At 37.0% G+C, this 26,157-nt stretch carries 23 protein-coding genes; 1 reads left to right on the top strand and 22 read right to left on the bottom strand.

The features are described 5' to 3' along the window. Positions 1-33: 33 nt before the first annotated feature. The 22 genes from ACFYKX_RS26070 to metG all read right to left on the bottom strand — a co-directional run bounded on the left by ACFYKX_RS26070 (position 34) and on the right by metG (position 25,050). Entirely contained in the window at positions 34-303 is a 270-nt protein-coding gene (locus ACFYKX_RS26070) for an RNA-binding S4 domain-containing protein (protein ID WP_389365073.1), read from the bottom strand. Positions 304-353: 50 nt separating this feature from the next. Next, positions 354-1,814, bottom strand: coding sequence for a bifunctional methyltransferase/pyrophosphohydrolase YabN (locus ACFYKX_RS26065; RefSeq protein WP_389365071.1), 1,461 nt, complete (start codon positions 1,812-1,814; stop codon positions 354-356). A 7-nt stretch (positions 1,815-1,821) separates the two neighbouring features. Further along, a complete protein-coding gene (locus tag ACFYKX_RS26060; RefSeq protein WP_389365069.1) occupies positions 1,822-3,435 on the bottom strand; it encodes a putative polysaccharide biosynthesis protein in 1,614 nt (537 codons plus the stop codon). A 192-nt stretch (positions 3,436-3,627) separates the two neighbouring features. Beyond that, positions 3,628-4,164 carry a stage V sporulation protein T gene (gene spoVT, locus ACFYKX_RS26055; protein ID WP_389365068.1) on the bottom strand — a complete coding sequence of 179 codons (537 nt, stop codon included), beginning with the start codon at positions 4,162-4,164 and terminating at the stop codon, positions 3,628-3,630. Positions 4,165-4,615: 451 nt separating this feature from the next. Then, complete coding sequence (mfd, locus tag ACFYKX_RS26050) at positions 4,616-8,152, bottom strand: transcription-repair coupling factor (protein WP_389365066.1); 3,537 nt, start codon at positions 8,150-8,152, stop codon at positions 4,616-4,618. 137 nt (positions 8,153-8,289) lie between these two features. Further along, on the bottom strand, positions 8,290-8,520 hold the full coding sequence (locus ACFYKX_RS26045) for an anti-sigma-F factor Fin family protein (RefSeq protein WP_389365064.1): 231 nt from the start codon (positions 8,518-8,520) through the stop codon (positions 8,290-8,292). Between the two features lie 95 nt (positions 8,521-8,615). Next, entirely contained in the window at positions 8,616-9,176 is a 561-nt protein-coding gene (gene pth, locus ACFYKX_RS26040; RefSeq protein WP_389365062.1) for an aminoacyl-tRNA hydrolase, read from the bottom strand. Between the two features lie 243 nt (positions 9,177-9,419). Continuing rightward, positions 9,420-10,055 carry a 50S ribosomal protein L25/general stress protein Ctc gene (locus tag ACFYKX_RS26035; RefSeq protein ID WP_389365060.1) on the bottom strand — a complete coding sequence of 212 codons (636 nt, stop codon included), beginning with the start codon at positions 10,053-10,055 and terminating at the stop codon, positions 9,420-9,422. A gap of 423 nt (positions 10,056-10,478) precedes the next feature. Next, a complete protein-coding gene (locus ACFYKX_RS26030) occupies positions 10,479-11,435 on the bottom strand; it encodes a ribose-phosphate diphosphokinase (RefSeq protein WP_389365058.1) in 957 nt (318 codons plus the stop codon). A gap of 16 nt (positions 11,436-11,451) precedes the next feature. After that, positions 11,452-12,825 carry a bifunctional UDP-N-acetylglucosamine diphosphorylase/glucosamine-1-phosphate N-acetyltransferase GlmU gene (glmU, locus tag ACFYKX_RS26025; RefSeq protein ID WP_389365056.1) on the bottom strand — a complete coding sequence of 458 codons (1,374 nt, stop codon included), beginning with the start codon at positions 12,823-12,825 and terminating at the stop codon, positions 11,452-11,454. A 530-nt stretch (positions 12,826-13,355) separates the two neighbouring features. Continuing rightward, complete coding sequence (gene spoVG, locus ACFYKX_RS26020; RefSeq protein ID WP_003347151.1) at positions 13,356-13,646, bottom strand: septation regulator SpoVG; 291 nt, start codon at positions 13,644-13,646, stop codon at positions 13,356-13,358. A 325-nt stretch (positions 13,647-13,971) separates the two neighbouring features. Continuing rightward, positions 13,972-14,346, bottom strand: a complete 375-nt coding sequence (ridA, locus tag ACFYKX_RS26015; protein ID WP_389365054.1) for a 2-iminobutanoate/2-iminopropanoate deaminase — start codon at positions 14,344-14,346, stop codon at positions 13,972-13,974. A gap of 3 nt (positions 14,347-14,349) precedes the next feature. Further along, complete coding sequence (gene purR, locus ACFYKX_RS26010) at positions 14,350-15,174, bottom strand: pur operon repressor (RefSeq protein WP_389365052.1); 825 nt, start codon at positions 15,172-15,174, stop codon at positions 14,350-14,352. Between the two features lie 58 nt (positions 15,175-15,232). Beyond that, positions 15,233-16,102 carry a 4-(cytidine 5'-diphospho)-2-C-methyl-D-erythritol kinase gene (gene ispE, locus ACFYKX_RS26005; protein ID WP_389365118.1) on the bottom strand — a complete coding sequence of 290 codons (870 nt, stop codon included), beginning with the start codon at positions 16,100-16,102 and terminating at the stop codon, positions 15,233-15,235. Positions 16,103-16,575: 473 nt separating this feature from the next. Further along, on the bottom strand, positions 16,576-16,752 hold the full coding sequence (locus ACFYKX_RS26000; RefSeq protein WP_389365050.1) for a small, acid-soluble spore protein, alpha/beta type: 177 nt from the start codon (positions 16,750-16,752) through the stop codon (positions 16,576-16,578). 138 nt (positions 16,753-16,890) lie between these two features. Then, entirely contained in the window at positions 16,891-17,154 is a 264-nt protein-coding gene (gene veg / locus ACFYKX_RS25995) for a biofilm formation stimulator Veg (RefSeq protein WP_389365048.1), read from the bottom strand. 370 nt (positions 17,155-17,524) lie between these two features. Next, positions 17,525-18,409: a sporulation peptidase YabG gene (yabG, locus tag ACFYKX_RS25990; RefSeq protein WP_389365046.1), complete on the bottom strand. Its 885-nt coding sequence runs from the start codon at positions 18,407-18,409 to the stop codon at positions 17,525-17,527. Positions 18,410-18,967: 558 nt separating this feature from the next. Further along, positions 18,968-19,846 carry a 16S rRNA (adenine(1518)-N(6)/adenine(1519)-N(6))-dimethyltransferase RsmA gene (gene rsmA / locus ACFYKX_RS25985; protein WP_389365044.1) on the bottom strand — a complete coding sequence of 293 codons (879 nt, stop codon included), beginning with the start codon at positions 19,844-19,846 and terminating at the stop codon, positions 18,968-18,970. Further along, positions 19,839-20,399 (bottom strand): ribonuclease M5, encoded by a 561-nt coding sequence (gene rnmV, locus ACFYKX_RS25980; protein WP_389365042.1) that lies wholly within the window; start codon positions 20,397-20,399, stop codon positions 19,839-19,841. Before rnmV ends, rsmA begins: the two co-directional genes overlap by 8 nt. A gap of 217 nt (positions 20,400-20,616) precedes the next feature. After that, positions 20,617-21,798, bottom strand: a complete 1,182-nt coding sequence (locus tag ACFYKX_RS25975; RefSeq protein WP_389365040.1) for a ubiquitin-like domain-containing protein — start codon at positions 21,796-21,798, stop codon at positions 20,617-20,619. A gap of 240 nt (positions 21,799-22,038) precedes the next feature. Continuing rightward, positions 22,039-22,806, bottom strand: a complete 768-nt coding sequence (locus tag ACFYKX_RS25970; RefSeq protein ID WP_389365039.1) for a TatD family hydrolase — start codon at positions 22,804-22,806, stop codon at positions 22,039-22,041. Positions 22,807-23,088: 282 nt separating this feature from the next. Continuing rightward, positions 23,089-25,050: a methionine--tRNA ligase gene (metG, locus tag ACFYKX_RS25965; RefSeq protein ID WP_389365037.1), complete on the bottom strand. Its 1,962-nt coding sequence runs from the start codon at positions 25,048-25,050 to the stop codon at positions 23,089-23,091. 689 nt (positions 25,051-25,739) lie between these two features. Between metG and ACFYKX_RS25960 the strand changes: the two genes are divergently transcribed. Then, positions 25,740-26,024, top strand: coding sequence for an AbrB/MazE/SpoVT family DNA-binding domain-containing protein (locus tag ACFYKX_RS25960; protein WP_389365035.1), 285 nt, complete (start codon positions 25,740-25,742; stop codon positions 26,022-26,024). Positions 26,025-26,157 lie beyond the last annotated feature (133 nt).

The following is a 26,157-nucleotide window of genomic DNA, read 5'->3' as shown; positions in this document are numbered from 1 at the left end:
AAGCCATCTCTTACATTTTGGACATGTGTACCTTTACTCTACTTCTTGATTTACCTTTTCCTCTTTTATAATGGTGTACATTTCAGCTGCTTCTTCTTTACGTGAAGTTTCCTGAATTTGATCCACTCTTACCGTTACTAATTTCTGCCCAAAACGAATCGACAGCTCATCCCCCACTTTAACAATCGAGCCTGCCTTCGCTTGAAGACCATTTATGGAAATTCTTCCTTGATCGCTAACTTCTTTTGCCAGCGTTCTTCTTTTTATTAATCTGGATACCTTTAAGAATTTATCTAAACGCATAATTTTCATCTCCCTGAAAAATGTTTGATCACAAAGACTTCACTATCTATTTAAAGTCCTTTATCTTTTGCTTGATTCCAAAGTTGATCTAATTCTTCTAAGCTAAATTCTTCAAACTTCTTACCACTCTCTTGTACTTGTTCCTCAATAAATGAAAATCTACGGATAAACTTCTGGTTTGTACTGAATAATGCTTCTTCCGGATTAAAATCATAGAACCGAGCCACATTCACCAACGCAAATAGAACATCACCAAATTCTTTCTGCAGGTTTTCATTTTGTTCGGAAGTTTTCATTTCATCTTCAAATTCCACTATTTCTTCCTTCACTTTTTCCCATGCTTGATTTACATGGTCCCAATCAAAGCCTACTTTTCCAGCCTTTTTTTGAAGTTCATATGCTCTCATCAAATTAGGTAAATGCGTTCCGACATCGTCTAAAAGTGACTCAGCTTCCGCACCTTTTTCTTCTTTCTTAATCTCTTGCCAATTTCTCAAGACCGTCTCTTCTGTATCTGCTTGGACATCCCCAAAAACATGAGGATGTCTCCTAATCATCTTTTTAGATAACGATTCTATAACCTCATCTATCGTAAAATACCCATCATCTTCGCCAATTTGCGCATGAAGCACAACTTGAAGAAGAACATCGCCAAGTTCTTCGATCATGTGATCAATATCTTCTGAATCAATCGCCTCAATTAATTCATAAGCCTCTTCTATTAGGTATTTTTTCAAGGATTGATGGGTTTGCTTTAAGTCCCATGGACATCCATTTGGTCCGCGGAGTTCAGCAATAATGCCTCTTAGCTTTGAGAAATCCTTTAGGAGCAGAGACTCTTCCGATACTGGAGGAACATACAATGATGTTAGATTGTTTAGCTTAACTTCTCTATCTAGCTCATATAGTTGAACTTTGCGAATCTCTTCCAGACTACTTCCTGCTGCCGTAACAATATATACTTCATAATCAAAAGGGAGCTTTTCCATTAGAGTTAATTTCACTTCAGAAGCCATGAACGTATCATATAGCTGACCGATGATCATATGCTGGCGGATTTGTATTTCATCTCGTTTTAATGAAGTTGCATCGAGTAACTGAAACCCCTCAATTGGATCAATTCTTAAAGACTGAAATAAAGGGTCTAAGAAACTTTGCCCTCCATTAATTTCAAGCTCAATATTTTTTTCTGAAGATTGATCTATTAATATTTGTACCGTTCTTTCAGCCACTAACGGATGACCTGGAACTCCGTAGACAATGGGCTTTCCTTGAGCAAGACTAAATAGACGTTCACATATTTCATTGTATACAGCTTCAAATGTTTCATGTTTTTCGTAAATATCATCAAACGATGTGAAAGTTAGCCCTTCATTTTCCAGTTCTTTTACAACTGGATGTTCCTTTGTACGAAGAAATATATCTTTTGACTGTTTTAATAAGCGGTAAATCCCTAATGGTAGCTGGTTTATATCTCCTGCTCCTAGGCCCACTACAACAATTTTATTCAAACAGCTTTCATCTCCTATTTTTTCTTGGTAATAACATCATAAGTTTACTTCCGAATGGGAGTAGAACTAATTCTTCTTCTTTAAAAACATTACTTTTTATCATCATAAACAGATAGATGAATCCTCCAATTATTACCGCACTCACAGCTTGTAAGGAGGCCAGGATCCTATCATTACCTAGATGAAAGATCATATTGGTCGTAAACAGGAAACCTTTTACCCCTATGAACATGGTTATAGAAGCAGCTAAAACGATTAAGAGAAATTTTATATGTACAATTCTTTTACGCACGATTGCTCTCAACTTCATATATATAACCGCTAAAATGAATAGTAAAGAGACAATGGATGCTAGCGCCGCTCCTAAAGTAGAAAAATTAGGAACTAAAATGATATTTAGAATATATTTTATCCCAAATCCAAATAAAATCACAATCGCTGGAAAAAGAGTGTTTCCTAATCCTTGTAGAACAGCAGTAACTGTAATGATGATTGAACTAAGTACGATGATAAAACATAATAATGATAATACTTCATTCCCATTCGTATTTTTGAATAGCATGATATTGGTAGGTTTTATGATAGCAAGTAGACCTACCGTTGCGCCTACACCAATCATAATGCTAATCCTTAGGGCGATATTAATCTTTTCATGTAATAATACTGAATTATTAATGACCCTTCTACTTGAAATCAGTGGAACTAAAGATAATGCTATGGATGTAGCTACGACTGTTCCAAGTTGGATTAATGGTTGGCCTCTGTCATATATCCCCTTTAACTCTTTAGCATCCTCACTATTTAACCCTTCTGAAATGAGCAAAGAATAAAGATTTAGTGAATCTGCTAACTGCAAAAATATTAACAAGAGGCTGCTGACACAAATAGCGAACCCTTGGACGACTAACGCTTTAACAATCACCTTACAATCCTTTATATCCATATATTTACGTAAGGGTAAAAAGCCTTTCTTTCTCCTCCAGATCCAGAAGAAAGTAATAAGAATGAAAGTAGAAACTAGCCCTCCTGTAACGGACCCCAATACAGCACCCGCTCCGACTATATAAAGATTGTACCCTTCTCTCATTAATAGTGTTGCAGCTATTAAGATCGTTCCAACTCGGACTGCTTGCTCTCCAACTTGCGAAACAGCCGTTGGTACCATTTCTCCTAGCCCCTGAAAGTAGCCCCTTATGACGGAGACTATGGGGAAAATTAAAAAAACAATGGCAATTACCTTTAAAAGCATAGATAATTCAGGGTCCCCCATATAATTCGCTAACCATGTAGAACCCATATAAAGGGCAATAAAAGAGAGTACCCCTATAGATGATATAAAAAGGGTTGAGACGATAAGTAATCTTTCTTTTGCCAATTGGTCGTTTTGGCTTTCTCTTTCAGCATACAGCTTAGAAATGATAAGTGGAAATCCATATGTAGATAAAACAAGTGCAATCCCGTAAAATGGATATACTTGCTGATATATATAAAAACCAACATCTCCGACAATGTTTTGAAATGGTACTCGATAAACAGCACTTAAAATTTTCGTTATTATAGCAGCAATGGATAATATAAATGCGCCTTTTAATAAATCTTTAGAATGATGTTCGGGCTTCATCGCCCAGCTCCTTCCAAATGAATTCTAAAGGATATTATAGCACATTCCATTCACAGGACCCGTGGTTAATTCTTTATGATCCCTCATATGTAGATTTGATTTTCACAGTACATTCATCCTTAAGATCTTCGTAAATGAGTACATAGAAAAAAGGCAGCTTATCTCTAGCCACCTCTTTCAATGTTCCTGATATTAAGATTCCATTTGTCTTGCTAAGAAACCAGCAGCTGTTTCAACTGCTTTTTGCTCTACGTCTCCTAAGGATCCTTCTTTAGAGAAAATGATTACGGCACCGATAGGATCTCCATTTGCAATAATTGGTCCTACCGTGTAGGAAGAAACCTCTTCTTGGTTTCCATCTACTAAAGAAATCTCACCTTGTTGATTCATTAGTACAGAAGTACGCTCTTCCATTGTTTTCTCGACAAGATCACTGATGTTCTTATTTAGATAATCCTTTTTAGATCCACCAGCAAGAGCAATATAAGAATCTCGGTCACATATTAAAACGGGATTTCCCAAACTGTCATATAGAGCTTCTGCATACTCCTTAGCAAAATCGCTTAACTCACTGATTGGAGAATATTTCTTTAAAATTACTTCTCCATCGCGGTCTACGAAAATTTCAAGTGGGTCTCCCTCACGAATTCGAAGGGTTCTTCGAATTTCTTTAGGAATTACAACACGACCCAAATCATCGATTCGACGAACAATACCAGTTGCTTTCATCCAACGTTGCCTCACTTTCATCTGATGATTTTTTTCATTAACAATTACCTCACTTGATGTGAAATCATTGCCATGTTTGAACTTAGTATCTTACATATGGAAAGTTCTATACACATTCAAACATTTTTTCTAGGAATTGAATGTATTTCATCTGAGTCTTCATACAAAATCTTAAGTTTACTCAACTGCAAAATCCTTAGGTAGCGCCGAGAGAAAGCTTTTGTCAACCCCAAAAGGAACCGGAATCATAACTTTAAAGGACTATCTCTTTCGTTCATGTAAATACTACCAATTGCTGGTTATATCAATGAAATACCCTTGTCCTAGAATATCTAAACCTGTATTTTGAAATTTTTTCCTCAATAAAATAAGCTCCAGCGCCTTGCTAGGCGCTGGAGCTAGACACCAGTCCAGCCAGCTTGAAAAAGTTATTCTTTCTTAACCAAAATTCTTAAGATACTGATTGTTCTTCATCATGTTTGGCTAACTGGAGACCTTGAATCATCTTATAAGCAACTTGAAGCCATTTATCCGTTTCAATCCCTCTTACATGTAATACAATCTTTAGTTTCTTTCCTTCCATACCGAGTCCAACCATTCGGCCGAATTGTGTACTAAGCTCAAATATTTTCTGACCATTTATATTTTCGCTTCCTTTTTCTGATAAAAGAATGACTACTTCATGTTTCGCTTGCTTGATGGACTCGATACCAATAACTTTTGCATAAGCTTTCATCTCTGCTACTTGGAACAAATAGGAGACCTCATCTGGATATTCACCAAAACGGTCAAGCATTTCTTCTTGAAGCTCTTCAACATCTTCAAGGGAAGATGCACCCCTAAACCTCTTATACATCTCAATTTTTTGATTTCCATCAGAAATATAAGCATCTGGTATATACGCATCTACTTCTAAATCAATTTCAATAGGAGCGAGGAGTTCTTTGTCAACATCTCCTTTGCGCTCTTCAATAGCTTCCTTAAGCATTTGCGAATACAAATCAAAACCTACTGAATCAATAAATCCATGCTGCTGAGCACCAAGTAAATTTCCTGCTCCTCTGATCGATAAATCGCGCATCGCAATCTTAAATCCAGAGCCAAGCTCAGTGAACTCTTTAATGGCCTGAAGTCTTTTTTCTGCTACTTCTGTTAGTACTTTATCTTTTCTATAGGTAAAGTAAGCATAGGCTACTCGATTAGATCTACCTACACGACCTCTAAGCTGATAAAGCTGTGATAAGCCCATTTTGTCTGCATCAAATACAATGAGTGTATTTGTATTTGGAATATCTACACCCGTTTCAATAATGGTTGTGCTTACTAATACGTCAAACTCTCCTTCTAGAAAGCTCAACATGACCGATTCTAGTTCATTTTCACTCATTTGGCCGTGTGCATACGTCACTCGAGCATCAGGAACGAGCATAGAAATTTCTTCCGCTTTTCTCTCAATATCTTCTACGCGGTTATATAGGAAGAATACTTGACCGTCTCTAGCTAGCTCCCTTTCAATCGCTTCACGTACCAAACCACCGTTATACTCCATTACATAGGTTTGTACAGGGAAACGATTTTCTGGTGGTGTCTCTATAACCGATAAGTCTCGGACCCCAAGCATAGACATGTGAAGGGTTCTTGGGATAGGTGTCGCCGTTAGAGTAAGCACATCAACATTTGTTTTCAGTTGTTTAATCTTTTCCTTATGTGTAACTCCAAAACGTTGTTCTTCATCAATAATGAGTAGTCCTAATTCACGGTATGTAATATCTTTCGATAACAACCGGTGAGTACCCACTACGATATCAACAGTGCCATTTTTCAAGCCACTAATGGTCTCTGTTTGTTGCTTTCTCGTTCTGAAGCGACTTAGCAAACCAATATTTATTGGGTAATCTTGAAATCTTTCACGAATGGTTTCAAAATGTTGCTGAGCTAGAATTGTAGTTGGGACAAGAAAGGCAACTTGCTTTCCATCAGCGATGGCTTTAAAGGCAGCACGAATAGCCACTTCTGTTTTCCCGTATCCTACGTCTCCACATAGTAGACGGTCCATTGGTCGTTCTCGTTCCATGTCCTTTTTAATTTCATGAATAGAGCGAAGCTGATCTTCGGTTTCTTGATATGGGAAAGACGTTTCAAATTCTCTTTGCATATCCCCATCCGGAGAGAACGCATATCCTCTTGCAGCTTCACGTTCTGCATATAACTTAATTAGATCATCTGCAATATCCTGAACAGATGATTCAACTTTTTTCTTAACCTTCTTCCAGTCATTTCCGCCCAGCTTATAAATCTTTGGCTCTTTTCCTTCTGAGCCAACATATTTCTGAACAAGGTCAATTTGTTCGACTGGCACAAATAGCTTATCAGTACCTTGATAACGAATATGCAAATAATCTTTATGAACCCCATTAATAACTAGCGTTTCAATCCCTAAATACTTTCCAATCCCATGGTTAACATGGACTACATAATCGCCAACCTTTAATTCTGAATAGCTTTTAATCCGTTCAGCATTTGATAGCTTTTGACGACGAGGAGATTTTTTCGGCTTCTTATTGAATAACTCCTCTTCTGTGATCACAGCTAATTTCTGAATGGGTAACTCAAACCCTGTATTTAAACTCCCCTTCATAATTTGGACTTTCCCTGGTAATAAATCCTGCTTATCTATTATAAAAGTAGCATCTATTTCATAGTCCTCTAACACTCTTTCAAGCTTCTTGACTCTTTCTTCATCATTTCCTAAAAATAGAATCGCATATTTCCCTTTTTTCCAGCGATCAATTTCACCCTTTAAAACATTCATTTGACCATGGAAATTTTGCATTTGCTTACATGATACATTAATAATATTTTGCGGATTTGTATTAGGAACATGACGCAAAAATAAGGATAAATAGACGATAGGTTTACCCGATTTCTGCACCATATTTTGCAACTGGTGTGAAATGTCTACATCTTGAACGATTTTCCCCTCACTCAAAAGGCTTGTGTACCATTCAGCCTCTTCTCTCTCTAGTGAGTCATTCATTTCCTGCACTCTGCTTATTTCATCAATAATCAGCAAACCATCCTTTGGAAGATAGTCTACCAAACTATTAGAGTTTTCATAGGCATATGATAGATACTTATATATTTGCTCGGGCTTTTGATTGTTTCTTAGTTGTTCTAGTTCATAGCCAATATTTTGTGTGAGCTGTGCTTTTGCTTTGTCGTCCTTCATTTTTTTGAGACTTTTTGCAAGGCCTGCCTCAAGCTTTTCAATGACTTTATCAAAATGCTCCTGCTGAAACGGAATTTCTGTAGCAGGGCCTATAAGAACCTCTTTTAACTTCTCAATTGAACGTTGGTTGTCTAAAGAAAAAGAACGAATAGAATCTATTTCTGTATCAAATAACTCAATTCGAATCGGATCTGACTCTGTTAGAGGATAAATATCAATGATACCGCCTCTTACACTGAATTCACCTGGGGAAGCAACCATTTCAGATCGAACATATCCCATTTCAACAAACTTAAGTAACTGTTTTTCTACATCAACATCTTCTCCAACCTTTAAGGTTAGTTGTTGACTCTTCCAAAAATTAATAGGAGGAAGAATTTTTCTTAGTCCTGCAATAGGAACAATGATCATTCCATTTTTATGTCCACTTAAGTAGTTGAGCGCTTCTATACGTTGTGCCTTTAGCTCTGGGCTAGCGACACTCATTTCAGCAACGATAAGCTCATTCGTTGGATAGAGATAAACTTCTTGCTCATCTACTAATTGAGTCATATCTTCATATAACTTTTGAGCTTGTAAGAGGTTATATGTCACGATTAACATCGGCTTTTTTGACTGGTTGTACATAGATGCTAAAAATACTGTTCGTGCTGAACCTGATAATCCTGCTATTAATTGCTCCTTTATTCCTTCTTCTACACCAGACAACACAGAGCGTGTATCATCCAATCCCTCAAATAACTTTCTCAAGCTTAACATTCTAACCCCTCCCTTCAGAAAAAAGCTGTTACCCACTTCTCTTTTCTGTTTAAAATCCTATATAAATTCAAATTCACTTTTTAGCCTGACCGTAAAAATAACGAACAGAAAAACGCTTTGGATTACTAGTCCAAAGCTTAATGAATGAGATAATCGTATTGATGATAGTCTGGATTTCTTTCAAGTGATTCCTGACAATCTTCACAAATAGATTTAATGTTAATATCACCAGAGGATTCAAAAGACACCATATCTAAACGCTCCTCGTCTGTGAGTTTATGAAATCCCAATTGTTCGGAATGTAGAGACATCTGGTCAATGGATCCCATCTTAACCCCACAGTGTCGGCATTGGTAATGTATTGCCATGCCTGTCCCTCCCTATACAGTCGATAATGTTATTATTGACCGTCCGAAGGGGACTTTATTCAATAAGTTATGCTACAAAACTTAATTTATGAGGATTATTGGTTAAAGTCATTCATAACTTGTAAAAATGGTTGTTGTAGCCAAGCTTCACACGCCTTGGTGCAACGATTAATAACCTCATCCATTACCTCTTGTTCTTCTTTCGTGAAGCGACCTAGTACATAATCAGTGACCTTCATTCCATTTGATGGTCGATCTACTCCTACACGTATTCTATTGAATTCTTGGCTCCCTACATGGGCAATGGTAGATTTTATTCCATTATGCCCCCCAGCACTTCCTTTTTGGCGAAGACGTATCTTCCCAACTGGAAGGTCCAGATCATCATAGATGACGACAATATCTTTTAGATCAATATCATAGTAGTCCATGACAGCTCGAATAGACTCCCCTGATAAATTCATGTATGTAAGTGGCTTTAATAGGAACACTTTTTCTCCATTAACATGACCCATCCCATAAAGACCTTTTAGTTTGGAGTTATCTAAAGGGATATTTAATCGTTCGGATAGTGCATCGATTATATCAAAGCCGATATTATGTCTTGTTTTATCATATTGTTTCCCAGGATTACCTAATCCAATGATTAATTTCATATGTATCTCCACCCCCAAAAAAAGGAAATAAAATATTCCCTTGTAAAAACATTCTATACTATTTTTTGGCTTTATTAAACTTACATGGTTTTAGGATGCCGAGAAATGCCCACATTAACACATGCACCTAGATAATTGAGGCTTTCAATATATGTTTAACAACCTTAACTTTCTCCTTATTTAAACTCGAAAAAGGGCTGACTAGTTTAATAATTAGTCAGTCCCTTGATCTTAGCTTTTTTATTATTCCTCAGTAGCTTCTGTTTCTCTACCTTCTTCGTTTTCAGGAATGCCTGGCTCTTGTTCTTCCCCAGTGTCAATTTCCTCTTCTTGTCTTGGTGCTAGAATCGAAACAATCGTTTCTTCCTCATCATGATTGATATGGAAGTTTTGGCTGACTTTAATATCCCCAATGGAAATGGTTTCTCCAACCTGGAGGTTAGTTACATCAACATCGATTGTTTGTGGGATATTTGCTGGAGTTGCTGTAACAGAAACTGTATGGAGTGGTTGTTGAAGTACCCCACCGTCTTTTACACCCGCAGCGTCACCTACTAGATTCACACGAACCTCAGCTGTAATTTCTTTTGACATGTCAACAGCTAAGAAATCTGCATGGATAACTTCATTTTTGATAGGGTCAAACTGATAATCACTTAAAACGACATTATGCTTTGACCCATCCACATCTAACGAAATGACACCATTTCTTCCTACGTCACGCATGATCTTAATAAATTCCGTCCCATTCAGATAAATGGACTTACTTTCCACGTTTGTCCCATATACGACCGCAGGAATATTCCCTTCACTTCGGATACTTGTCAAAGCTGAATTACGAAATTCCTTACGTTCTTTTGCCTGAAGTAGATTACTCAATGATAAAGTCCCCTTCCTAATTTAAGGTATTTCAGCTGTCTATTTTTTATAATTTGTGGATAATCATCCATATGTTCAGGAAGCACCTAAGCCAGTTAATGCCCAAGATCTACATGATTAGGTGCTTGTACTAGACAGTAATTAGTAATTCTCCTACTATAAAAAATACCCTAAAACAGGAAGGTCTAAACATTCATTATGAAAGATGGGCTGATTTCTAATAGATTTTAACATTCAGAAAAAACATGAACTTGCCTTCTTGTTGAAGGCTTTTATCTCATCGTTTTTTCAGTATAGTGGTTTGTTACGCAATTACTTTATAGCCTCTGTCCATCTCGAATTTTTAAAAAGCATCCGTATGAAAAGAGATTTTTTGAAAGCATAAAAAGGCTCGCTAATTTAGCAAGCCGATTTATCGTAATATTAATCAAATAAAGTACTTACAGATTGATCTTCGTGAACACGGATAATCGCTTCACCGATAAGAGCAGCAACTGTTAGTTGTTTGATTTTACCTGTTCTTTTCTCTTCTGGAAGAGCAATTGAGTTTGTGACAACTAATTCTTTAATCTTAGAATTTTCGATTCTTTCAATAGCTGGTCCTGATAAAACTGGATGAGTACAGCAAGCATAAACCTCAGATGCACCATTCTCAATCAAGGCATTAGCTGCAAGTGTAATCGTTCCAGCTGTATCGATGATATCATCGATTAGGATGGCAACTTTCCCTTCAATGTTACCAACGATGTTCATAACTTCAGCCACATTTGGCTTTGGTCGGCGCTTATCAATAATCGCAATTGGAGCTTTCAGACGCTCTGCCATTTTACGAGTACGTGTAACACCACCGTGGTCTGGAGAAACAATAACAATATCGTTATCAAATTCTTTTTTACCGAAGTATTCCGCTAGGATAGGTACACCCATTAAGTGGTCAATCGGAATATCAAAGAAACCTTGAATTTGTGGTGCATGTAAATCTAGTGTAATAACGCGTGTTGCGCCAGCAGTTTCAAGTAGGTTTGCTGCTAATTTAGCTGTAATCGGTTCACGCGCTCTCGCTTTACGGTCCTGACGAGCATACCCGTAATAAGGCATAACAATATTAATCGTTTTAGCAGAAGCACGCTTAAGAGCATCAATCATAATTAATAGTTCCATCAAATGTTCATTTACAGGTGAACTAGTCGACTGAATGACGAACACGTCACAACCACGAATGCTTTCTTCAATATTAATTTGAATTTCACCATCGCTGAAACGAGTTACATCACATTTTCCTAATTCTACTCCAATTACCTTTGCAATTTCTTCAGCTAATTCTCTGTTTGAATTCAACGTAAAAACCTTTAAATTTGGATCTAAATACTGGTTCGACATGATGGACCTCCGATTGCTATTTCTTTAAATTTAGTTTAGAAACATAGTTTTCTTTATTCGTTTGACGCGCTCGTGCAATGGACAATGCTTCACCTGGAACATCTTCTGTAATGGTTGATCCCGCAGCTACATACGCACCTTTTCCAATCGTGACTGGAGCTACTAAGTTAGAATTACAGCCGATAAACACACCATCTTCAATTTTCGTTAAATATTTATTTTTCCCGTCATAGTTAACGGTAATAGAACCACATCCGATATTTACGTCACTACCTACCTCAGCATCACCAATATAACTTAAATGAGAGGCTTTACTTGCTTTACCGAAAACAGCTTTCTTAATTTCTACAAAGTTGCCTATTTTCACTTCGTCATGAATAACAGACTGTGGACGAATATGAGCAAAAGGTCCGATATTTACGTCTTTCCCGATCTCACTATCATGCGCAACAGATTGACGGATTGTTGTACCTTCTCCAATCGAGCAATCTTTAACTTCAGTATTTGGACCAAGCTGGCAATTTGAGCCTATCTTGGTTTTGCCTGAAAGGATGGTACCCGGATACAGCACTGTATCTTGTTCAATTTCAACATCAACGCCAATATATGTGTTTGCTGGATCGATAATCGTTACGCCATTACGCATATGTTGCTCATTAATTCTTCTCTTTAAAATGATTTCCGCCTGTGAAAGAGCCACACGATCGTTAACCCCTAATGTTTCCTCGAAGTCATCCGTCTCAAAAGCAGTGACAATTTCCCCCGCATTTTTTAGAATCTCAATAACATCCGGTAAATAGTACTCACCTTGGACATTTTCATTTGAAACATTTTCTAGCGCTGCAAAAAGTGCGTTATTGTCAAAACAATACGTACCAGTATTAATTTCCTTAATTGCACGTTCTTCTTCAGTAGCATCTTTGTGCTCTACAATTTTTTTTACAAGCCCGTTCTCATTGCGAACAATTCGTCCATAACCAGTAGGGTTTTCTGTGCGTGCAGTTAAAACCGTTGCTTTTGCTGAAGTTTCTTCATGATGTTTAAAAAGCGCTTCCATTGTCTCAGCTTTTATAAGTGGTGTATCACCACAAACGACAATGGTAACACCTTCTTTCGTTTTAAGCATTTCACTAGCCTGCATAACAGCATGTGCCGTCCCTAGTTGCTGTTCTTGTAGGGCATAGTTACTTTGATCTCCTAATTGAGCCTTAACTAGTTCAGCTCCGTGTCCAATGATGGTTACGATTTGGTCTATATGAAGCTTTGAAACTTGATCTACGACATGTTGAACCATTGGTTTGCCACAAACAGGATGAAGAACTTTATAAAGTTTCGACTTCATTCTTGTGCCTTGACCTGCGGCTAAGATTACCGCATAACGATTAGACATTGACAGTCCTCCAATTTACCTTTTTATCCATTAAGAATATATCTTAAAAACATATTAATTTCAAGGAATCATCTTAAAGTACATGAGATTGTCAATGTATTTAAACGCTCCCGGAGCCTAGAAAATCATGTTTATAAATAAATTTTGTAAAAGAAATATTTTTTAGTGGCTAACGTACCTGGGATTTTATATTAATTTTATGGCTGTTTTCGCCTTGATTGATGCTATTCGTATACGGGCTCTTACACGGATTCTATGCCGTTTCGTGGCATCTTTTCTCGCAAAATAAAGGAAACAGCACCATAATTCGTTCAAAAGCAGTTTAAGGTATTTAAATAGCAACAAAGTTTACGAAAAGAGGCATTTTTAAAGAGAAGAGAGGTTTTACTTGTTGAATATTTGGGAATAAAAGAAGAGTGGATCAGAAAGTGGCTATGGCGAGTAGTTCTTCAACCTAAATAGTATAATCGTTATTAGATAGCATAAAAAAGAGCCTTACCGTGAAGTAGGCCCTTGTTGTTTATTTATTCTTAGCTAGCTCCGGCTTCTTCAAACTCTACTTCTAATTCACCAAGACGGTGGTACTCAGCCAAAACAGCTTCTTGGATTTTACCGCGTGTTCCTGAATTGATTGGGTGAGCGATATCGCGAAACTCACCATCTGGCGTACGTTTGCTTGGCATTGCAACAAATAAACCGTTGTTACCATCGATTACACGAATATCGTGAACAACAAATTCATTGTCTAATGTAATTGAAGCAATAGCTCTCATACGACCATCAGTATTAACGCGGCGTAGTCTTACGTCAGTTACTTCCATTTTGTTCACCACCTTTTCAAGTAGATAAAAACCTAGTTAACTAATTCAACAAATTTTTCCTATCTCCTTCTTTTTTGGAAAAATTTTTCGCAAAAATTAACAAATTCATAAACTTCTAGCATAAAACGCTAAATCATTGCTTCTAGGAAGTTTGTTACATAAAATAAGCTAACTAATTTCACTAAATAAACATATTGTCCTATTTTTAATCTTTTTAGACCTTATTTTGAAAAAATATTTTAATGATATTCAACTTCACCATTGTTAGTTGATTATAGAGGTACATAAACAGGTCTTTGCATCCATAAAAAAAACACCCGTTAAATTACTTAACGAGTGCTACTACTTCGATTTCTACTAAAGCATCTTTAGGTAATCTTGCTACCTCAACACACGAACGTGCTGGTTTGTGCTCAGAAAAATACTCACCATAAACTTCGTTGATGGACGCAAAGTCATTCATATCTTTAATAAATACAGTTGCTTTTACTACTGTATTTAGAGACGCTCCTGCTTCACTTAAAACAGCCTGAAGATTCTTAAATACTTGATGGGTTTGTTCCTTTACATCCCCTTGGATCATTTCCCCTGCTGCCGTTAAAGGGATTTGCCCTGAGCTATAAAACATGTTATTTACAACAATCCCTTGTGAATAAGGACCAATTGCTGCTGGTGCTTCATTTGTTTGCACGACTTTCATAGATTACTTCCTCCTTCTAAAATAGTTCCCTTCGCTTACTTTAATCTTCTTATCTCTAACATCAACATCTGAAAGTTTAATGAGAGATAAATATTCATCAACCAAACGCTCTTCAATTTTTTCAGCTTCAACTAGGACTGCTATTCCGGCCACATTTGCTTTGAATTCTTCAAGCATGCTAATCATTCCGTTAACGGTTCCGCCAGCTTTCATAAAGTCATCAACAATTAATACATTACTTCCCTCTTCTAAACTTCGCTTGGAAAGAACCATCGTTTGAATTCTTTTCGTAGATCCTGATACATAATTGATGCTAACGGTCGAGCCTTCCGTAACCTTGCTGTCTCGGCGTACAATGACAACAGGAACATTAAGCTGACTGGCAACTGCGTAAGCGAGAGGAATCCCTTTTGTTGCTACCGTCATAACGACATCAATTTTGGCATCTGAGTAAGCTGAAGCCAATATACGACCTACTTTTTGAACGATAGAAGGGTCTCCTAGTATATCCGTCATGTATAGGTATCCACCTGGTAGAAGTCTGTCTGGATTCGCAATAAGACCACATAAATCATCAATAATTGGACGTGCCTCTTCATCAGACACCTTAACGTGAAACTTTACTCCACCAGCAGCACCAGGAACTGTTTGTAATGTCCCTATTCCTCTTTGTTCAAACGTTTCTTTAATAATAGCAAGATCTTCACTTATTGAAGATTTTGCTGAACCATAACGCTCTGCGAAAAAAGTAAGAGAAATAAGCTGTCGTGGATGCTCTAGTATATAATTCGTCATATCAATTAGTCTCTCACTACGACGAAACTTCATATTTGCGACCCCCAGGAATCCGAATGTTTTAACGATAATATATCATTAATATACGGATTTAATCAAGGGTATGTCGAGTACCTAACATCCTTACAGCAAAAACTTGATCACAAAACCCTCTTAACCCGTTATAAATTCGGTGCATTCTAGAATCATGTTGTACTAATGCAAAGACAGTAGGTCCACTCCCACTCATAAGAACAGCGTCAGCTCCAAAGCGAATCATCTGATCTTTAATCTGAGCGACTTCTGGATATAACTTTAACGTTACATCCTCAAGAACATTCCCAACATTTTTACACATTCCATTAAAATCATCTTCTTCAATAGCCTTAATCATGTCTGCTGTATTAGGATGTACAATATGGTCCAGTTCTAAGCGACGATATACATCTGCGGTTGAAACCCCTATGAAAGGCTTCGCTAGCACAACCCAACACGTGGGAGGCGCTGGGAGTTGTGTAATAACCTCTCCTCTACCTTTTGCTAAAGCCGTTCCTCCATACACACAAAACGAAACATCTGAACCGATCTCTGCACCTAATTCTGCGAGCTCATCTAGGGACAATCCAAGATCCCATAACTTATTTAAACCTCTTAGTGTAGCCGCTGCATCACTACTTCCTCCTGCTAGACCTGCAGCAACAGGAATTGTTTTCTCAATAGCAATCTGTACTCCCTTAGTAACCTTGTATCTTTCCTTAAGAAGCTTCGCTGCTTGGTAAGCTAAGTTCCTTTGATCATCTGGTACAAAGCGGCTTTGTGAGTTAATCCGAATCGAATCAGAATCCAATAGCATTAACTCTATCCGATCAGCTAGGTCGATGGTTGTCATGATCATTTCAACCTCATGATACCCATCTTGCCTTTTATGTAGAACATCTAAGGATAAATTAATTTTAGCTGGTGCTTTTATTAAAAGCTTCAACATTTCCACCTACTCGAGTAAATATCATTGTATCTATTAGGTAGCCAACAGGAGGATCTCCAAGTTAGCTGCATAATTTCATAAACACTAAGACTCGTCCTATTTTTGTCCTATTTTACCACAAAAAGACCAAAGTCAGACGTATAGTTCTTGACAATCTTTACAAATTAATAATTTTAGCATTTTCCTTATTAGATATAAAGGGGTTTTCGCTTGTTTTTCTGCTTTTTTAATCTAGGTTCTTTTCATAAACTTTGTTGCTATTTAAATACTTTAAGCTACTTTTTAACGGATAATGGTGCTGTTTTCTTTATTTTGAGAGAAAAGATGCCCAGAAACAGGATAGAATCCGTGGATCGCTATACGAATTGGATTGGGAAACAGACTTAATCAAAAAAAGTCGGAGAAAATATCTCCGACTTTACCGTGTTGAATCCATTTTTGTTAATATTGGTTTTCTAAGTTTTGGAAGGTTAACGCTTGTTAACTAATTGTTGCTCCGCAATTTCAATGGCTCGCTTTACCATGTTCCCTGCATCTTTCGCTCGAATGCCACCCCAACCCTCTTTTTGGACGACATCGTAAAATCCTAATTCTTTAGCGATTTCCTCTTTAAAACGTTCTGACATCATTCCTCTTCTTCTGCCCAAAATTAACATCCCCTTTCTTCAACACGGTATGATTAGTATCAATCAGGGAACTATATTTCATGTAAGTCTAATGGATGTAGTTTTTTAAACAGCAAAAAAGCAGTAAACTTTTGTTCACTGCTTCCTTAGGAATATAGACTAGCTTAACGCTACCTGTCCTGTTGTATCTTCATAGAATGTAATTTCTACTGTTTCTGTTAAAACATCTGCGTAGCTGTACGATACACGTTCAAATGCATTCTCTTCTTGGTCGAGTTCAATTACGAACACGGAAGGGTATGTCTCTGCAAGTACTCCAGAACGCTCAATCGTTTTTCTGCGACCACCGTTGGCCTTAAGTAAAAGCCTTTTTCCTAAATTTGAATCAAGAGCTTTTTTAATATCAATTAACGTTTTTGCCATTCGGTCCACCTCACTATGTAAAGTATATCACTCTAACGCACAAAAGTCAAGCAAAATAATAAATTATAACAGTGTTTAAAAATAAATGTCAATGTTTTTTATTCCACATTTTTTTCTATTTTTCAACAATTTTATTATTACCATAACATCTATGATTATGTGTTTTTTTTATTTATATTGTGAATTTAATAAAAGGGACTAATGGAAAGTGGCCTTGTCAGTATCTATTTATAAAGGGATTATGGTTATCTTATTTTCCAGTTTTTTATCACTTTCCAAAAGGGAAGATTTTAATAAAATATAGAGTGTAGGGTGGTTCGATAAGAAATATGTCAAAAGATGTAAAACAAAAAGCCGTTATGGAAACGGCTTAGCTTTGTTCGTTTTTGATTGGATTAAAAGGCATACCTGTTCTGAGTACTCCTTTTGTTTCGATCCCGCCAAGGCCTTTCTCACCTGTAAGTGTATTTCTTAGAACATCCCATACATTAATTCTCTCCATAAAAGGAGTAAAGCTTATTTTGGCGACAATATAAACTGGATCAAGTGCATGAATATTGACTCTAGAAGGTGAACTAGCAAAATTAGCACCTGCATGTATTAAGGATTCGAAATGAGACTGGCAGGCACCAGCAAATATGACTAACTGATCTAAATGAGGGAATTTCTTTCTAGCTTCTCTCACGGTCTGTACAAAATGCTTGGAATGTCGATAGGCATTAATGTCATTCATGGTTCCTTTTGATTTCGAATACGCATCATGGCCAGTTATAACTAATATATCTGGGCGGTAATAGTCAATCAGCTGCCCCACTTTATTCGGCATCTCTTTCTCATTACAATGAACACCTGTTACAGGAACTCCGATTCTCTCGTAAAGACTTAGACACTTTTTCAAATAGGAAGGATCTCCATCAATATGGAGAACACGACCTGGAACTTGAAAATAATTATATGCTTTTTTGTATCCATTTGTTGTGTCATATTCTTGCTTTTGCTTCAATAGATCAATATCTTGCCTAAACAACTTAAATGATTGCTCCTCTAAGGAACGATATTCCCGAGATACTTTCATTCTTTCATTTTGATCCATGACGATTAAATCTTCATATGGAGCATCAGCAATCAGTCTTACGTCTTCACCGTACAACACAGCTATTTTACGACCTTGGTCTTCCCTTATATCTATAACACGGAACATAATATCACAGTTGTATGAAATTCTTCCGACAACATCCATCATATTTATAGTCACAACAGTCACTCCAGTTAGCCCATACAAAGAGCCATTCTAATCTCTAGACGTTTATGTCATAAAATATGCACCCACCCATAAACATGTGATTAGAAAAGCGGAGGCGACTGGTTAGCCCCGACAAGCAAATGTTCTTCGGACGGAAAAGTCCTCTTTTGACTTTTTTGGCCGAAGGTTATTTGACCTCGAGGGGCTAGGAGCCGGAGCTGGACAATGAAAAGCAGAAGTGGCTTACTTAGGACCTTACTTCCGGTTTTTTCAAAAATATCAACATTTTATGATGGTTTCAAAAGTTTAATGGTCGGAAAAATGAGGTTTACTAGCAGATTCTAAGATTTATGCGGCACTTCACACATCTTATGCGGCATTCTTAAAACTTTATGCGGCGTTTTACAACTTTTATGCGGCAAATCCAGAGCTTTATGCGTATTTGATGTCTTATCCACCCATCAATATTGAAGCAGCCCATTTAGCCACCTGTACAGTCTTATCAGTATTCGGGAGGTACCCAAGTATCTCCGTAGCGAATAAATGAAATAAGACCCCATAGAAGGGATCTTATTGAAAGTGTGGATATAGCGCATCACTCAATTGAGCGTATTCTTGTATGGAGAGTGTTTCCCCTCTTCTACCAGGGTCTACATTTGCTTCATTTAAAGCAGCTAGGATTTGTTCCTTTTTTTCCTTTCCACCTGGTAACTGGCTTGTTAAATTGTTTAGTATCGTTTTTCTTCTCTGTGCAAAGCTACTTTTTGTCACTTGGAAGAAAAATTCTTCACTCTTCACTTTCACCGGAGGTTCTTTTCTAACCGTCAGTCTAATCACAGCTGAGTCAACATTCGGTTGAGGTACAAAAACCGTTCTTGGAACGTTCATGACAGTCTCAGCCTCAGTGTAATATTGAACAGCAATGGAAAGGGATCCATAATCTTTCGTTCCAGGTTTAGCTGAGATGCGGTCTGCCACTTCCGCTTGGAGCATACACACAATTCCTCGTATTGGAAGCTTTTCCTCTAATAACTTCATAATAATTGGAGTTGTCACATAATAAGGTAGATTTGCAACTACCATTATATCGTCCATACCTTCAAACTCTGCTTGAATCACCTCAGCCACATCCGCTTTAAGGACATCTTGGTGGATAACCTTTGTGTTCGAATACGGTGCTAATGTTTCAGCTAATATCGGTAAAAGCCTCTGGTCAATTTCAAAGGCAACTACTTTCTTGCTTCTTCTCGCAAGCTGTTCAGTTAGAGCTCCTATCCCTGGACCAATCTCAATTGCACCTGAGCTTTCTGTCAGATGAGCATGGTCCACAATTCGATTTAATATATTCGTATCAATTAAAAAGTTTTGTCCTAAGCTTTTCTTAAAAGAAAACCCGTACTTTTCTAAAATCGTACGTGTCCTTATAGGGGTTGCTATATCTTTATCCATTTTGCTCCTCCTGATATATTTCCTTTATAGCATTTGAAAAATCTTCTCTGCTTATGTCAAACATCATAAGCCTCTTATGCAGTTGCTTTCCGTTTGTATAACCAATTTTAAGTATCTTTCCTAAAAGCTCACGCCGCTCTTTCGAACCTGGTCCGCCAATGAGTCCAGCTAGGATTAAATCCTCCTGGGTAATTTGTTCAACAGCCGTTGAATTCATTAACTGTGCGTCCTTTAGTGCTTTTCTAATCGTATCTGGGGTAGCGTGTTCAACTCCAACCCCTTTTCCACGCTTATGTAGTGCCTCTTCCTTTGGTATAAAAGCATGCTTACAATCCGGGACATGCTCCTGTATCGTTTGCCTAATTTTTTGTCCAGGGAAATCTGGATCTGTGAAAATAATGACTCCTCTTTTTTGTTGTGCAAGTTTAATTTTTTCTATCGTTTCTAAGCTCACTGCCGATCCATTCGTTTCAATTGTATCTGCATCTACAGCTCTTTTAATAGCTGTCGTGTCATCTTTACCCTCGACCACAATAATCTCTTTTATTTTCATGCTTCCTCCAGCTTTTGGGCTTATTATTCTCAAGAAAACTAATTTCCCTTTTAGATTTTTAAATTCTTTTTATATAATTGAAAAAAACTTGAAACATTTCTGTAATGTTATTCGTCTATATATATGAACTGTGAAATTTGAGGCAATATGATTATTTTATAGAAAAAAGGGTAAAAACACAAAAAAAGCAGAGGGCAGACCCCCTGCATGAATGAACCTATTCTAAGATTTTAATTTTTACAGTTTTTCTTCCCCAACGATATGCTTCTGCTTTCGTTGCAAAGAAGACATCGATTTTGTTCCCTCTTATGGCAGAACCGGTATCACCCGCAACGGCATAACCATATCCTTCTACATACACTTTTGTCCCTAAAGGAATAACACTCGGGTCAACAGCAATAACCTTAAGGTTAGGGTTTGCACGTAAATTAATTCCTGTAGAAGTAATACCTGAACAACCGTTACAATGTGCAGTAAATGCAGTTGAGCTTACATAAAATTCTTTACTCACATTTCCTGTTCCACGTGATACAGTTTGAGAACTCACTTTAGTACCTACGGCTACAACTTTATCTATTTTCTCTTTGACAGTATTCTCTTTTAAGAGTTTTCTAGATACTTCTTTACCGTTCTCAAGAATTACTTCGTATTCCTTTGAAACGAGTCCTTCTTGTCCCGTGGTAATTGTCTTCTCAGTTCCCTTTGAGAGATTATGATCTTTCTTTGTTACAACAGCAAAATTAATTGGTTCTTCCACTACATCGGTGACTTTTTCAACTCGAATGACGTTAACAACGGCATTTTCCTTTAATGTCTCTTCTAACTTTGGTTCAACACGGTCTAATTCATTTAGTGTGATTCCTTGGTGTAATAAAAAGTCAGCGACCGTAGTCGAAGTGGACCATACTTGTTGTTCTTTTCCACCATTAACTAGTGTCAAAGAGAAAGCTTTATCTACTTGTATTTGTAATTCGCTTTTAATTTCTGTGTCTAATTCTGGCTGAACCTTATCATGTTCGTTCAAAGAAATCTTTTGTTCCTTCAAAAACTCCTCAACCGTATCGGCTGTAGTCCAGACTGTTTTCTTCTCGTTGCCTTCTACCATTTGAACCTGTTTAGCTGGTTTCCATTCAACCTTTAAGTTATCTTTCACTTTTGTATCTATTGAAGGAAACACATAGTCCTCTGAGCGGAGGGAAATATCTAGATCATTAAGTATATCTTCAATCGTAGCTGCGTGTGTTTTAATGATTTTTTCCTGCCCGTCGATCGTAACTGCAACTGTTTTTTTCGTAGTTTCATAAATTAGAAACCCGGTTGCAGCTAGAAAAACTATCAAACTAGCAGAGAAAATAGCTAATTTCTTTTTACTCAAAGTCTTTGAAAACAGGCTTTTCATGTTTTGGATTACGATGAAAAACGCCTCCTTTTCTCTCGGAGTGATTATATACTGCTTTTTTTGCGACTGTCAACCCCAAACATTTTCCTTGAACGTATTCCCTATTATGCTAGAAGTTCAAGAGAAAAGAAAGAGAGATTTATCGACATGGTTATCCTATGAAGAAAAGGAGACATGTAGAACTTTTTAGAATAAGAAAAAATAGGGACAAACTTTCCTTTAAATCGACAAAATGCCGTATCAGTTTATGCCGAATAATTTCTTTGCATTTCGGGTGGTAATCTCCGCTACTTCCTCATATGTAACTCCCTTTAACTCAGCAATTTGCTCTGCTACTAATTTTACGTAGCTAGGTTCATTTCTTTTCCCTCTGTTAGGATGTGGAGCTAAATATGGGCAATCTGTTTCAATTAATAATTTATCCAACGGAACCTCAACGGCTACTTCTTTTGGCTTTTTAGCATTTTTGAATGTCACAGGACCGCCAAGGGAGATCAAGAAATTCATGTCTATACATTCTTTAGCAGTCTCAACGCTCCCACCATAACAATGCATAATCCCACCAACTTCTTTTGCGTCTTCTTCTTTTAAAATTTCCACAACATCTGCTGTCGCATCTCTATTATGAATTACGATAGGCAACTTTACTTTCTTAGCCAACCTAATTTGCTTGCGAAAAACCTCTTTTTGTATGTCTTTAGGAGACTTATCCCAGTAATAATCTAAACCCATTTCTCCTATGGCTACAACCTTCGGATGACTAGCTAATTCCTCAATCCAGTCTAAATCCTCGTCTGTCATGTCAATTGCATCTACCGGGTGCCAGCCGACACAAGCATAGATAAACTCGTATTTTTCAGTAAGCTCCATAGCTTTATTAATAGTTGGGCGATCAAATCCTACCACTACAATATTCGATACCCCTTCATCTTTTGCGCGGGTAATGACTTCTACTAGATCTTCTTCAAATTGTTCAGCATTCAAATGTGCATGTGTGTCGAAAAGCATCAATAATGACTCCTTTTTTAAAATATTATTTTTTGGTTACATTTCTTTCAGGCTTGTTTCATATTTTTAATTCCAGATTTTTAACTGGAAAAACTTTTCTTACCTTCCTATTCTAAGAGAATAATTAGGGGAAATATGTATGTTTCTCAATAATATTTTAGAAAAACAAAAAAACAGCAATTTTCATGAAAATAAAAGAAAAAACATAGGAATGTCGGACGCAAATTGTTACACGTGAAACATTTCTATGTTCTTTTATTCTACATTTTTATCTATAAAACATTATTTTACCCTTGCACCAAGTGGAAGAGATTCAGCTACGGTTGCTAACGACAAGATTCCATATTTTGAACCTGCTAATATCATCCCTTGAGATAATTCTCCTCTTAACTTAACCGGCTTAAGGTTTGTCACACAGATCACTCTTTGTCCAACAAGTTCTTCTGGTTTATAGTGCTGTGCAATTCCTGATACTACTTGACGCTTTTCATACCCAAGATCAAGTTGTAATTTTAGAAGCTTATCTGCCTTTTTAACAGGCTCAGCACTAATGACTTGAGCAACCCGTAAATCCACCTTCATAAAGTCATCGATCGTGATTTCTTCTGAATCTGGTTTTTCTTCTTCCTTCTTTTCTTCAGCTGGTGCAGGGGTAGCTGTCCCTTGCATCTTTTCTTTTATAAAAGCAACTTCTTCTTCTATTTCAAGTCTTGGGAAGATAGGCGCATCTTTCACGACTTTTGTTCCTTCAGGAATGACACTAAAATTCTCTAAGCTTTCCCATGAAATATGAGAAGGGCTTGAAATATTCAATTGCTTAAAGATTTCATTTGGTGTTCTTGTTAAGAAAGGTTGTAATAATACAGCGATTCTACGTAGCGATTCTGCTAAATGAACCATTACACTTCCAAGTTCTTCTTTTTTATCCTCATCCTTAGCTAATGCCCAAGGTTGAGTTTCATCAATATATTTATTGGTTCTACTCACTAGTTGCCATACAGTTGTAAGAGCTACTGAAAACTCCATATTCTCCATAGCCTCTTCGTACTTTTTCACCGTTTGAAGGTTCGCTTCTAGAAGCTGTTTATCGAATTCACCTTCAGATCCTTGGTAGGAAGGAATCATTCCATCAAAATATTTATCAATCATGGCAACCGTACGATTTAGCAAGTTTCCTAAATCATTGGCTAAATCAAAATTGATACGTTCCACAAATCCTTCAGGAGTGAATACACCATCCGATCCAAATGGAACTTCTCTTAATAAGTAGTAGCGCAATGCATCCAAACCATAGCGATCAATTAATGTGACAGGATCTACTACATTCCCTTTTGATTTAGACATCTTTCCATCTTTCATTAATAGCCATCCATGAGCAAATACTTTTTTAGGAAGCGGCAAATCTAAAGCCATTAACATAATTGGCCAGTAGATGGTATGGAATCGCACAATTTCTTTCCCTACTAGATGAACATCCGCAGGCCAGTAATTCTTATACTTTGAATCATCATCTGTTCCATATCCTAACGCTGTAATATAGTTAGATAAAGCGTCAATCCAAACATAGATTACATGTTTAGGGTTTCCTGGAACTTTTACTCCCCAGTCAAATGTAGTACGAGAAACTGCCAAATCCTCAAGACCTGGCTTAATGAAGTTATTGATCATCTCATTCTTGCGTGATTCAGGTTGAATAAAAGTAGGATTATCCTCATAATACTTTAATAGTCGATCCGCATACTTACTTACTTTAAAGAAGTAAGATTCCTCTTTCACCTTTTCAACAGGTCTCCCACAATCAGGACAGTTTCCTTCATTGATTTGTCTTTCCGTAAAGAATGACTCACACGGAGTACAATACATTCCCTCATATTCATCTAAGTAAATGTCACCTTGCTCTAATAGCTGTGCAAATATCTTCTCTACGACTACTTTATGTCTGTCTTCTGTAGTACGAATAAAATCATTATAAGTAATATCTAGCTTCTTCCAAAGATCCTGGATGCCTTCTACGATCTCATCCACATATTGCTGTGGCGTAACACCTTTTTCTTGGGCTTTCTGTTGAATTTTTTGCCCATGCTCATCAGTACCTGTTAAGTACATAACATCATATCCACGTAAGCGCTTGTAGCGAGCCATTGCATCACCAGCGACCGTCGTGTAAGCATGTCCAATATGTAGATTTCCACTCGGGTAATATATAGGTGTTGTTAAATAAAACGTCTTTTTGTTTTCCGACACAAAATTCCCTCCTTATAAAGAAACCATCTAATCGTTTTGACCTTAAAAAAATCCCGCCCAATAGAACGAGGATTAACGAGTGATCGTGCCATGAAATTGGGCTTTTTTATTTAGTTAAGGCTCTTTTCGTAACTCAGTTGCTTATTTAAATACTTCAAACTGCCTTTATACGGATTGTGGTGCTGTTTTCTTTATTGGAAAGAAAAGATTCCACGAAGTAGCTTATAATCCGTGTTGCGACAATTTCCGAAGAGCAACAATCTATGCGAAAACAGACTTAGTTATATACTCGTCATCATAACCTCTTATATCAACAAAATATACCTAAAAACTAGAAAAAGTGCAACTGAATCCCCTGCAACATTTAAGGTACATCCATTTACATACATTTTTGTCGAATGTGTCGACGACATCCACCGATTTTGTCGAATAATGTTAACAATATGTTCACAATTTTTAACCCTCTTTTTGGTAGGGAATTTATCCTTTTCCCATGTTAAAAACCCTAAAAACCTTGTTGTATCAACGTTTTAATAAAATCCAAAATTTTCTAAAGGAATTTATTACAAAATTATTGACGTATATGGCAATGGCTGGTATTATTAAATCAACAAAGAAATTTGTCGAATAATGACGAAAATAGATAAATAATAATCATAAAATGGGGATTTGAGAGGAGTTATAATAATATGAAGTCTACAGGTATTGTTCGTAAAGTTGATGAGCTAGGTCGCGTGGTGATTCCAATTGAATTAAGACGTACACTTGGGATTGCAGAAAAGGACGCTTTAGAAATCTACGTTGATGATGAGCGCATCATCCTAAAAAAATACAAGCCAAACATGACTTGCCAAGTTACTGGTGAAGTGTCAGAAGATAACATTACACTAGCTGGTGGAAAATTAATTCTTAGCCGCGATGGCGCAGAGCAATTATTAAAAGAAATTCAAAACACATTTGAAACTGCAAAGTAATTGTAAGAGGCTGGGACAAAACTAGCTTCAAATAGTGAATTAGGAGAAATTGAGTAAACTCAATTTCTCCTTTGTCTTTTTTTTGCTATTAATTCTTATTAAATTTTATCTGTTGGCCGTGAATTTACGTAAA

The sequence above is a fragment of the Cytobacillus spartinae genome, assembly GCF_042865285.1.
In the GTDB taxonomy this organism is placed as follows: Bacteria; Bacillota; Bacilli; order Bacillales; family Cytobacillaceae; genus Robertmurraya_A; species Robertmurraya_A spartinae.
This window is presented reverse-complemented; position numbering and strand designations above follow the sequence as displayed.

Excerpts from the sequence above, each read along its gene's own strand:
- rnmV (WP_389365042.1), bottom strand. The coding sequence starts at position 20,399 with ATGAAAATAAAAGAGATTATTGTGGTCGAGGGTAAAGATGACACGACA.
- ACFYKX_RS25970 (WP_389365039.1), bottom strand. The coding sequence starts at position 22,806 with ATGCTTTTCGACACACATGCACATTTGAATGCTGAACAATTTGAAGAA.
- ACFYKX_RS26045 (WP_389365064.1), bottom strand. The coding sequence starts at position 8,520 with ATGGCAATACATTACCAATGCCGACACTGTGGGGTTAAGATGGGATCC.
- ACFYKX_RS25960 (WP_389365035.1), top strand. The coding sequence starts at position 25,740 with ATGAAGTCTACAGGTATTGTTCGTAAAGTTGATGAGCTAGGTCGCGTG.
- ACFYKX_RS26030 (WP_389365058.1), bottom strand. The coding sequence starts at position 11,435 with ATGTCGAACCAGTATTTAGATCCAAATTTAAAGGTTTTTACGTTGAAT.
- ridA (WP_389365054.1), bottom strand. The coding sequence starts at position 14,346 with ATGAAAGTCGTGCAAACAAATGAAGCACCAGCAGCAATTGGTCCTTAT.
- ACFYKX_RS26070 (WP_389365073.1), bottom strand. The coding sequence starts at position 303 with ATGCGTTTAGATAAATTCTTAAAGGTATCCAGATTAATAAAAAGAAGA.
- ACFYKX_RS26060 (WP_389365069.1), bottom strand. The coding sequence starts at position 3,435 with ATGAAGCCCGAACATCATTCTAAAGATTTATTAAAAGGCGCATTTATA.
- mfd (WP_389365066.1), bottom strand. The coding sequence starts at position 8,152 with ATGTTAAGCTTGAGAAAGTTATTTGAGGGATTGGATGATACACGCTCT.
- ACFYKX_RS25975 (WP_389365040.1), bottom strand. The coding sequence starts at position 21,798 with ATGAAAAGCCTGTTTTCAAAGACTTTGAGTAAAAAGAAATTAGCTATT.
- purR (WP_389365052.1), bottom strand. The coding sequence starts at position 15,174 with ATGAAGTTTCGTCGTAGTGAGAGACTAATTGATATGACGAATTATATA.
- rsmA (WP_389365044.1), bottom strand. The coding sequence starts at position 19,846 with ATGGATAAAGATATAGCAACCCCTATAAGGACACGTACGATTTTAGAA.
- spoVT (WP_389365068.1), bottom strand. The coding sequence starts at position 4,164 with ATGAAAGCAACTGGTATTGTTCGTCGAATCGATGATTTGGGTCGTGTT.
- spoVG (WP_003347151.1), bottom strand. The coding sequence starts at position 13,646 with ATGGAAGTAACTGACGTAAGACTACGCCGCGTTAATACTGATGGTCGT.
- glmU (WP_389365056.1), bottom strand. The coding sequence starts at position 12,825 with ATGTCTAATCGTTATGCGGTAATCTTAGCCGCAGGTCAAGGCACAAGA.
- pth (WP_389365062.1), bottom strand. The coding sequence starts at position 9,176 with ATGAAATTAATCATTGGATTAGGTAATCCTGGGAAACAATATGATAAA.
- veg (WP_389365048.1), bottom strand. The coding sequence starts at position 17,154 with ATGGCAAAAACGTTAATTGATATTAAAAAAGCTCTTGATTCAAATTTA.